Source organism: Mesorhizobium sp. M7A.F.Ca.US.014.04.1.1, assembly GCF_003998745.1.
In the GTDB taxonomy this organism is placed as follows: domain Bacteria; phylum Pseudomonadota; class Alphaproteobacteria; order Rhizobiales; family Rhizobiaceae; genus Mesorhizobium; species Mesorhizobium ciceri.
Genome location: NZ_RZRW01000168.1, coordinates 1 through 10,443, shown reverse-complemented (window position 1 = coordinate 10,443; position 10,443 = coordinate 1). Strand labels below are relative to the sequence as shown.

Sequence of the window (10,443 nt, the reverse complement as noted above, 5' to 3'; positions counted from 1 at the left end):
GGGTGCATGAAGAATATGGCAACGAAGAACAACGGTGCCCAAGGCGCGTCGAGGATCGGGAAGATGCTGGGGCTGGTGAAGAAGTTGCGCACTTGATCCAGGTCGCGCAGCGGACGGGCGTTGGCTTGGCCTGGCGCCGAGGCGGCATATTCCACCGATGCGGTCAGGAGAACCGGTGCCAATCGCGCGTTCATCCACGATCCGACGGTAGCCAGCAGGCGCCCGCGCACCACCTCAAGCCCCGCCATTGCCGCGAGCGCCCCTGCCGCCATCAGCGACAGCATCACCAGCGTCTCCAGGCTGTGGCTGGACAACACGCGGTGGTAGACTTGGAGCATGTAGAGCGCTCCGGTCAGCATCAGCACGTTGATGCCGCCGCTGAACCAGACAAGCGGCCGGATGGCACGTCTGGCCTCTTTCATCACCACCTGCAGGGCAGGGGGCTGTTGTTTGGTTTTCATCGTTATTTCTCTGGTGTGCGGGATGACATCTCGTGCGGGAAGGTTGGGGGCAGCATTGGCTGCCCCCCGTTGGCCAGTGTCAGGCGACGTCGACAAGTATGTGCTGCATCGCTGTCTGGTCCGCGTCCGCGTCCGCCACTTTGAAGGCGAAGTCGAGGTGGGCATCCGGCGTCTGGGTCGAGGTCGAGGTGAAGCCGATGTCCGTGATCTTCAGCACGTCGTTGTCGGTGGGGTCGAAATTCACCAGGTTGGTGGTCGCATCGCTGCCGCCACCGGCGCCGGTCGTCGGGTTCAGGTTGATTGCCGTGTTGTTGCCGGTGATGCCGTTGCCCGACTGCATGATCTGGACACCCTGCAACACGAAGTGCTCGCCGGCCGCGTTGTAGTCGTTCTGCTCGATGATCACGAGGCCGTCATTGTTGTCGAGCGTGAACTCGCCGCTGTACGGGGCCGGGACGTGACCCATCTTGAAGATGTCGGCATTCTGCACGTACATCGCCCTCGTAATCGAGACATCGTCGAGCGTCGACGCCGTGCCCTTGTCGTCGATCAGGTTGAGGATCAGCATCAGATCCTCGCTGTTGCCGATGCCATCGAACTTGATGGCCATGGTGCCGGCGGTCGCTGTCGGCTGGGTAGCCTCGTTCTGACTGTTGATACCGACGTTGCTGTCGAAGAACCGCAATGTGAGCAGTTCGCCTTTCTGGATCGTGTCACCGGCGACACCGTTGGTGCTCTGCGTCGCGGATACCCAGCTTTCATTGGCGTTGCTCACCATCTCGTGACCACCTAGGGTGAAGGTGGCGTCGCCGGATGACCCCTCGCCATTGGCTGTCAAGCTGAACGGGTTGGCTTTGTTGATCAAGTTGCCCGTGAACTGCACGTAGAAGTTTTCGTTAGCCGGCGTATTCGGATCATCAGCCTGCAATTTTTCCAGCACGATCTGTGGGTGGCCCGTATTGCCGAGGGGCTCCTTGGACAAGAGTTGGCTGGTGTGGATAACGTCGAAGCTGAAGCCTTCGAGAGGGTCGGTCAGGTGGATGGTATAAGTATCGGCAATCTTGTCGAAGACGAGGGTGCCGCCCGCCGTCCCGGTCTGGGTGCCAGCCGCCGGATCCTTGTCGTAGGTGAAAGTGAAGTTGAACGTCGCGGAGGTAAGGCTCTCCGACGCCAGCGTCACCTCCGAGGTGAGAATGTTACCACCGCCGCCGCCGGTGATCGTGCCGGTGAGCCCGATCTGGACGCCGGCAAGCGCGCCATTCTGGTCGACAAAGTCAGAACCACTCGCATAGAACGCGGCCGGATGAGCATCCGCGCCGATGTCGTACCCGAAGGCTCCGGTGGCCGACGCGTTGAGTGTGTTGGCCAGAGTCTCGGGGGTCCCGATACCGTTGCCGGCGTTCTGGTCACCGTCGAACGGCACTGTGATCGTCGGCGCATCATCCTTGAAGACGAGGCTTGTACCGATGTTGACACTGTCCGAGGCCTGGTCGCCGTCACCGTCGGTGATGATCGCCGTCAAGGTTACGAGATCATCGGCTGCCAGCGATGTTTGCTGATCCGGTCCGGTGTCGGGCGAGTGTATGACGGCACGTGCCTGATCGAGCGTCACGGTCCCGTCAACAGCCACGCTCACCGTGAACACAATATCGCCAGCGGCTGAACCGGCACGACCGACCACCTCGCCGCCTTCGACGAAAAGCAGGACGGACAGGCCGGTCAAGGTGTCAGTGAGGCCGCTAACGTTCGTAACCTGATTGATGCCGAGCGCATAGCTGATAGCGTCACTATCCGCGCCGGCGTTTGGGGTGAAAACGGTCGCGAAATCCGCACTGTTGGCACCCAAGTTGGACTCGTCGACGGTCAGCGTCGGCTCGGTGCCGGTGGTCGAGATGCTCGGGCCATCATCCTTGAAGTTGAGGTTCTGGCCGATGTCGAGGCTGGCCGACAGGTGGTCGCCATCCTTATCGGTGACGGTCGCGGTGAGCGTGACCAGATTGTCGGCGGCCAGGCTGGTGCTGTCGTCGGGGTTGCTGGCGTCGGCATGGACCACCGCCCGGAGCTGGTCGAGGGTGACGGCGCCGGCGGCGCTGACGGAGACGGTGAATACGAGGTCGTTGGAGCCGATGGTGTGGCCTTCGACGACGCTGCCATTGAGCGAGAGGACGACCGCCTGGCCGGTCGCCGTGTCGATCAGACCCGAAGGGCCTGCCACGACGCCCAGTGCGTAGGTCAGCGTGCCGGCCCCGTCGGCGCCGAAGCCCGAACTGAAGTTGGCGGCAAAGCTCTGCGTGTCGTTGGTGGTAAGAACCGACTCGTCGACGGTCAGCGTCGGCTCGGTGCCGGTGGTCGAGATGCTCGGGCCATCATCCTTGAAGTTGATGTGGGAGCCGACCTCTTCGCTATAGGCGTTGGTGCTCGTCGCCGAGAAATGGAACTCGGAGATGTCGCACCCCTCGTTTGCATCGACCCCTTTGACCGTCAGCCGATCCATTGGGCTGCCGGTGGTGATATCGACGGTGGTGGTGTTGTCGAGCCCGGTGATGGTGACGGCGTTTCCGGTCCCGCTGAGCCCGGTGACGGTGATGTTGCCGCTGCCGGTCGCATAGGTGCCATCGACAGTGATGACGGACGCAAACCCCGATGTACCCGTCAACTTGATGCCGGTGATATCCACGGGGCTGGTCGTGGTGCCGTCAAAGAAGTTCGTGCCTTGGTCGTTGCCCGTATTGTTGAAGGCGCTGACGGTGACGTCCACACGCGCAGTCGGAGTGGAAGGTGTGATCTGGCTGATCGTGAACCCGGCCTGCGTGATGGTCTCGATGTGGTTGCCGTACTGGATTTGCGACGCACTCCCTGCGTTCAGGGTACCGCCGGTGACAAAATCGACCTGCAGCGTTTCGTTCGGATTGATGCTCTGGTTGTTGATGCCGAAGCCCTGTTCGCTGACGTTGGCACTGCCACCGTTCAAACCGATTACCAGCAGCTGCTTGGAAGCGTCATTGGCCGAATTGATCAGATAGAAATCATTGTTGCCGGGCGCGGCGGCTGAGCCCAGAAAACTAGCCACGGAGGTGCCGGTGACCGACGCGAACACCTTGTTGGTCAAACCGATACGATCGTCCGGATTGGTCGCGTCCGGATTGAGCAACGGCACATACTCGACCGTGTACAGGTCCGCATTGGTGGCGCTGGTGCTGACCAGCCCAAACGAGAAAGCGAGCGGGCCGGTTGCGGCCGGTGCGGCCGACGGGTCAGAGGTGCCGATGACACCGATTACGACGTTTGCATGGGGCGGGTCTGCGTCTTTGAACAGCCAGACATAATTGCCATCGACCGTCTGAATGCCGCTGTTGACGCCGACGGTGGTGGAAAACGGGGTTCCGGTGAGATTCTGGGAGAGAACGACCGAGGTGATGGTTTCTCCCGCACTCGCCGAGGCCACGACGAAGTTGGCCTGGAAGGCGACCTCCGGCGAGGTCAGCCCACCCGGATCGTCGAGACTTAGGAGATATTGCACCGTGGGGTTGGTATCGTAAGGCGGAATGGCCGGATTGATATCATCGTCCGTAAATCCGGTGGTCTCGTCGAGGACGATGTCCTGGGTCAAGATGTCGAGTGCCATGGAGATTCTCCTTGGTTCAAAATTCTCTCTGGAAAAGGGATGCAGCCCCTAATGCCGGAAATGCACCTACCCCGGTGCAGCCGGTCGCATACTGAAATGCGCCCCTCCAATTTCATTGTGCCGCCGGCGCAGAGGGCGCGTCCATTCCCGCTTCGATAGTATTGCGGTCAATGTCCGCACCTGATCGAACGATATATATCCTTCGATAGGTCAGGTTGACGGGCGCTGCGGGGAGGTCGCGCAGGCACGCGCCAGATGCCGCCAGACGGCTCTGCGGCCGTTGCCGTGCGTACAATGTCGGTGCGAGTGGAGAGTGTTCAGAGCAGGCCGGTTCGGCCCATTCCCGGACGCTCGGCGGCTTTGCCGTGCGTCATCCAGGCCAGTTCCGCCCGGCCGCCTAGGTGCAACTTCTCGTAGACGTGATGCAGGTGCATCTTCACCGTGCCTTCGGATAAATGCAGCCGCTGCGCGATGGTCTTGTTGCGCAGCCCGCGCGAGACGAGATCGGCGATTTCGGTCTCCCGCCCGGTCAGCCGGGACATTGGCTGCGGCTGCGAGCCGGGCATCAGCAGCTGCTGGACGATCTTGTTGTCGATCCACTTCTTGCCCGCCGCCACCGCATTCACGCATTCGATGAGAAAGCGGTGGCTGATGCCGTCCAGAAACAGGCCATCGACGTCGAGCGTCTGTATTTCCCTGACATCGAGCCTGCCGGTTGGCTGCACGATGAAGATGATGCCGAGAGCGCTGTTGCCGGCCTTCAGCCGTGAGGAAAGACCTGATGTCTGCTGATCCGCGAGATCCACGCCTACGATGACCATATCAGGCTGATGGCGCTCCACATGAGCGAGAACGTCCACAGGGCGGCGACACTGGGCGACAACATCGTGTCCAGCCTTCTGCAACACCCATTCCAGACCGGCGAGATATACCCCCCGCGGGTCCGCGACAACCACTGTTGACATGCGAACACCGTCCGTAAAAAACGCAACGAACTTGGTTAAATACCCGTAAAATCAGGAAACCAGAGCCCACATCGATTGTCAAGGAATAGCTAATATACATATTGCTATAATCTACGACGGACCGGCGGGCTCCCTCGCAGCGTAGCAGGCCGGCTGACGATTCTGCGGAGGCGATGCTGGACTTGGTTGAAATGCCAGCGTTTCGATTGCACGTGGATCCGCGGAATCGAAGTCGAAATCGCCGGACGTCTCACCGCACTCCTGGGTGAGAAATTTGCTAGCGCCAGCGCGCTACCGCCTTTCCCCCCACGCGTCGAGCTGCCAATTCAGGCTTCGATGCTACGGCTGAACGGGCCGAGCTTGTGCGGTGAGACGGCGTTACCTGGTCGACCGCAAGCGAGCATTTGCCGGTGAAGGCTGACAGCGAAAGCAATCCGACGGCGGCTTCAAATATTCAGGTTGAACTGCGGGTATGCCGTCGGCAACCGGGGGCATTCCGAAAAACGCTGCGAAGTGAAAGTCTCACCCAAGATACGGATGAGGCAAGAGACATCTGACTGAGCGGGTTGCTGCTCGCAGGAAGCCGTCCCTGCGGTCTGCGCTTGGATGGTTTCGTTTCCATGGCGCGAGGTGCGCTGTTCTTCACCCGTTGTCGTCGAATGTCGCAGCAAAGTGCCTTGCGACTGGGAGGAGACCTGGAATGAACGACATCAAATTCACGTCCGGCCTGAGCGTGGTGGCAGATGCCCATGTCGCCTTTCGCGGCACGCCCTTCGTCGAACGGACGGCGCCACTGAACCAGAACGCACTCTGGATGCGCTGGGACAGGAACATGGTCGTCGATTGCTACTCCGATATGGTCGAGGAACTGGCGGCTATCCGCAACAGGGTGGCCATGGGCGACATGTCACCACTGTCGAAATATGTCATTGCCGGTCCGGATGCCGAGAGGATGATGGATGCGCTCATCCCGCGCGACATCAAGAAGCTGCAGGTCGGCCAGATCTACTATGCACCGTGGTGCGACGAGAACGGCCATGTCGTCGGCGACGGTCTGGTTTTCCGCATGGACGAAACCACCTTCCGCGTTTCCGCCGATCCCGGCCTTTCCTGGTGGAAGCAGCATGCCGAAGGCCTCGACGTCCGTGTCACCGACATATCCGATAGCTACGGCATCCTCACCTTGCAGGGACCGCGTTCCCGCGAAGTGCTGGAGGCTGTCACCCAGTCCGTGCAGGAATTGCCGTTCTCTCGCTTGGCCATCGTCACAATTGCCGGCAGACGGGTCGAGATCCTGCGCCAGGGTTTTACCGGCGAGCATGGCTATGAATTGTGGGTCAAGGCGGATGACGGCGCCGCCGTGTGGGACGCGGTCGAGGCGGCCGGCAAGCCTTTTGGCATCCTTCCTGCCGGCGCCTGGGCGCTCGACATAGCACGTCTCGAAGCCGGGCTGCTGATCGTTGGCTACGACTATACAAGTGCCGGCCCAGACCATGGCGGCGCCAGCATTCAGGCAGCTGGAAAGTATCGTGCGTCGCCCTTCGACCTCGGCCTGGGCCGGCTGGTCGACTTTCGCAAGGCCGATTTCATCGGCAAGGCGGCGCTGCAGCGCATGTCGAACACGGGTGACCATCGCCAGCTCGTCGGGCTCGACATCGACTGGTCGCAAGCCCTCGACGGCAAGGGGCTTGAGAGCAATGCGCCCGGAAATCTGCGGCGCGTGCAGTGGTATCCGCTGAAAGCCTTTCGCGGCGGGAAGGAAGTTGGGCACGCCAGCAGCGTCGCCTGGTCACCTTCGACCGGCAGGATGATCGGCTTCGGCCATCTGCGGCGTGAGGCCGCCGAGACCGGCACCGAGCTCACGCTGAAGTGGAACAAGGATGGCGTGGCGGCCGATGTCAGGGCGCGTGTCGTGGGGCTGCCGTTCCTGTCGCTCAAACGCGCCGCCAACGGGTAGCGAAACGCTGTTTCAGAACTGAGAGTCCTGTCGTTGCATCCTCCCGTGACGACAAGCCGGGCAGCTGGTCTGCCCGGCTCCCATTGCCGCGGCCTACGGTGCCGCGAAATCGTGAAGCTGGTCGGGAGAGACCTGGAAAGATCATGAACGACATGCGCCAAGAGCTTATCCAGACGCGAGGTTCGGCTACATTTGTGTTCGACGCGGAGGTGTCGATCGAACTGGCACCGGCGCAGGCACGCACCTTTGCGCCACCAGCCGACTGCTTCCCGCTTGGCTCGCGCGTCTTTCTTACTCACCTTCCCGGCAAGCCCGAGGCTTTGCAAATCGAAGCAGCGCGCCGGATCAAGGAGTTGGGCTTTGTGCCGGTGCCACATCTGGGCGCGCGGAACTTCAATTCGGAGCAGGACTATGTCGATCTTGTCACCGCCCACAGTCGAAACGGGATAAGCGAAGCGCTCTTTCTTGGCGGCAATCCGGCTCTCTTTCCGGGGCCGTTGGGAGAGGCAACCCAGTTGCTCGCCCATCCCGTGGTCAAAGACAGTGCGATACGAACCGCCTTCGTTGCCGGCTATCCGGAAGGGCATCCAAGCATCGTCGAAGCCGTGCTGACGGACGCATTGCGGCGCAAGCTCGACATCTGTGCCGAGCGGTCGCTGGAAGCCAGGGTCGTATCGCAATTCGCCTTCGATGGCGACATGATCGCCGCCTGGGCGAGCAGTCTGCATACGGCGCATCCCGGGCTGCCGGTTCATGTTGGTCTGGCCGGTGTGACCAGCCTTACCAAACTCATCCGGTTCGCCATGATGTGCGGTGTCGGCCCTTCGATCGCGGCGCTGCGGCGTTCCGCCAGCGGCCTCTTCAACATCGTGGCCGACCGGAACCCAGCCGAGATCTTACAAACCATGGCGGCAAGCTACCCGGCGCCGACCGCGCCACTACACCTCCATTTCTTCCCATTCGGCGGATGGGAAAAGACGCTTGCCTGGTTCGCCGATTATCGCGAGGCGTGCTGGCCGCGGGTCAACGAACGATGAATTGTGCAGCGCTTCGACTGTCGTTCATTCTGACGCTGTCCTGCGAAGACCAGGCCGGGATCGTAGCGGCAGTGACGACCGAACTCGCCAACCTTGGCACGAACATTGCTGAAAGCAGCCAGCATTGGGACAGGGCCTCGAACCGTTTCTTCATGCGCATTGCCTTTTCGGCGCCCGCCTGGGTGTCTGCCGATGCCATCACCAAGGGACTTGCGCCTGTGGTGGATCGCTTCGGCCTGAGCAGCCGCCTGCTTGAGCGGAGCCGTCGGCCGAAAATCGTCATCATGGTCTCGAAGTTTGACCATGCATTGCTTCACCTCATCTACCAGATCCGTGTTGGCTGGCTCGAAGCCGAGGTCGCAGCGATCATCTCCAACCACGAAGACAGCCGCGAAACTGCGGCATGGGCTGGCATTCCCTACCACGTCTTGCCCATCTCGAAGGAGAACAAGCAGGAACAGGAAGGCCGGATACTGGCGGTGATCGAGGACGTCGGCGCCGACCTCGTCGTCCTGGCTCGCTACATGCAAGTGTATTCCGACGACCTCGCGGGGCGCCTGTTCGGCAAGGTCATCAACATCCACCATTCGTTCCTGCCAAGCTTCAAGGGCGCGCGGCCGTATCACCAGGCTTTCGAGCACGGAGTGAAGCTGATCGGCGCCACGGCTCACTATGTGACCGCCCAACTCGACGAGGGGCCGATCATCGAGCAGGAAACCGAGCGGGTAACGCATTCCATGAGCGTCGAGGATTTTATCGCGGCCGGCCGTGACATCGAAAGCCGCGTTCTGGCGCGTGCGATCAAACGGCACCTCGAAGCCCGCGTGATGATCAACGGACGAAAAACGGTTGTGTTCGCGTAAGGCGGCAACACCGACCCGTGTGTGGCGATGCTCATATCAACAGGAGAACCAGATCATGAAAAATGGAACGGCGCATCTCTTTATCCCGGGTCCGACCAACATTCCCGACGCTGTGCGGCGGGCCATGAACGTGCCGATGCAGGATATGCGCGCACCGGATTTTCCGGAACTGGTGCTGCCCTTGTTTCGCGACCTGAAGCAGATCTTCAAGACCGAAACCGGCAGCGTCTTCATCTTTCCGGGCTCAGGCACCGGCGCCTGGGAAGCGGCAATCTCCAACACGCTCAGCCGCGGCGACCGGGTGCTGATGTCGCGCTTCGGCCAGTTCTCGCACCTGTGGGTCGACATGGCCGAGCGCCTTGGACTTGAGGTCGATTGCATCGATGTCGAATGGGGTGAGGGGGTTCCGCTCGACGCCTATCGGCAACGGCTGGGCGACGACAAGGGCAGCAAGATCAAGGCGGTATTCGCCACCCACAACGAGACCGCGACCGGCGTGACGTCCGACGTCGCCGGCGTGCGTGCCGCGCTCGACGAAACGGCTCACGATGCGCTGCTGTTCGTCGACGGCGTCAGTTCGATCGGCTCGATCGATTTCCGGATGGACGAATGGGGCGTCGACCTCGCCATCACCGGTTCGCAGAAAGGGCTGATGCTGCCTGCCGGTCTCGGCATCCTGGCGGTGAGCGCCAAGGGTCTGGAAGCGCACAAGCAGTCGCGCATGGAGCGTTGCTATTTCAGCTTCGAGGATATGCAGGCTTCGTCCAAGACCGGCTTCTTCCCCTATACGCCGCCAACGCAGTTGCTGCTTGGCCTGAGAGCCAGCCTCGACCTTATCTTTGCCGAGGGACTGGAGCAGATTTTTGCCCGGCACCACCGGCTCGCCGAAGGTGTGCGCCGCGGCGTGCATGCGTGGGGACTAAAGCTCTGCGCCAACGAGGAAAAATGGTGGTCGGATACGGTTTCGGCGATCGTCGTCCCCGAGGATGTCGATGCCAGACAGGTCATCGCCAACGGATATTCCAGATATCGCACATCCTTCGGCGCGGGCCTCAGCAAGGTGGCTGGCCGCGTGTTCCGCATCGGCCATCTCGGCGACCTCAACGAGGTCATGTGCCTCGCCGCCCTGGCCTCGGCGGAAATGTCGTTACGCGACGCCGGAGCCCGAATCGAGGCCGGCTCCGGTGTTGCCGCTGCGCAGGAATGGTACCGCGCCGAGATCGGCCGGACCTTGCAGCCGCGGCACGAACGCGCGGCTTGAGAGGATCGTAGCCATGAGCAAACCGAAGGTAATCGTTACCCGGCGCTGGCCGCATGAGGTCGAACAGCGCCTTGGCGACCATTTCGATGTCACGCTGAATGAAGCCGATCGGCCCTATGAGCAACAAGAGCTTCGCCAGGCCCTGCTGCTTGCCGATGCCGTGCTGCCGACCGTAACCGATCGGCTTGGCGCGGATCTCTTTGCAGGCGGGGTCAGGGCAAGAATACTTGGCAATTTCGGTGTCGGCTTCAACCACATCGACATTGCCGCCGCC

The 10,443-nt window shown here is 61.4% G+C and carries 6 protein-coding genes and 2 pseudogenes; 5 read left to right on the top strand and 3 right to left on the bottom strand.

Annotated elements, in window-relative coordinates; genetic code table 11:
* The 3 genes and pseudogenes from EOA22_RS13745 to EOA22_RS13735 form a co-directional block, all read right to left on the bottom strand.
* Positions 1-461: pseudogene (locus EOA22_RS13745) on the bottom strand (type I secretion system permease/ATPase); the annotation flags it as partial.
* 79 nt (positions 462-540) lie between these two features.
* Entirely contained in the window at positions 541-4,086 is a 3,546-nt protein-coding gene (locus tag EOA22_RS13740; protein ID WP_127390029.1) for a DUF5801 repeats-in-toxin domain-containing protein, read from the bottom strand.
* A gap of 317 nt (positions 4,087-4,403) precedes the next feature.
* Entirely contained in the window at positions 4,404-4,907 is a 504-nt protein-coding gene (locus EOA22_RS13735; RefSeq protein WP_032809607.1) for a response regulator transcription factor, read from the bottom strand.
* An 844-nt stretch (positions 4,908-5,751) separates the two neighbouring features.
* On the opposite strand from EOA22_RS13735, the gene EOA22_RS13730 reads away from it, so the two are divergent.
* The 5 genes and pseudogenes from EOA22_RS13730 to EOA22_RS13710 form a co-directional block, all read left to right on the top strand.
* Entirely contained in the window at positions 5,752-7,008 is a 1,257-nt protein-coding gene (locus EOA22_RS13730; protein WP_013529879.1) for an aminomethyltransferase family protein, read from the top strand.
* A gap of 143 nt (positions 7,009-7,151) precedes the next feature.
* Positions 7,152-8,045 carry a methylenetetrahydrofolate reductase gene (locus tag EOA22_RS13725; RefSeq protein WP_013529880.1) on the top strand — a complete coding sequence of 298 codons (894 nt, stop codon included), beginning with the start codon at positions 7,152-7,154 and terminating at the stop codon, positions 8,043-8,045.
* Entirely contained in the window at positions 8,042-8,908 is an 867-nt protein-coding gene (purU, locus tag EOA22_RS13720; RefSeq protein ID WP_013529881.1) for a formyltetrahydrofolate deformylase, read from the top strand. Before EOA22_RS13725 ends, purU begins: the two co-directional genes overlap by 4 nt.
* Before the next feature lie 55 nt (positions 8,909-8,963).
* The gene (locus EOA22_RS13715) at positions 8,964-10,169 is read left to right on the top strand and encodes an aminotransferase class V-fold PLP-dependent enzyme (protein WP_063168886.1); all 1,206 of its coding nucleotides are present in this window, start codon (positions 8,964-8,966) and stop codon (positions 10,167-10,169) included.
* Positions 10,170-10,182: 13 nt separating this feature from the next.
* Positions 10,183-10,443 (top strand): annotated as a pseudogene (locus tag EOA22_RS13710) (D-glycerate dehydrogenase); the annotation flags it as partial.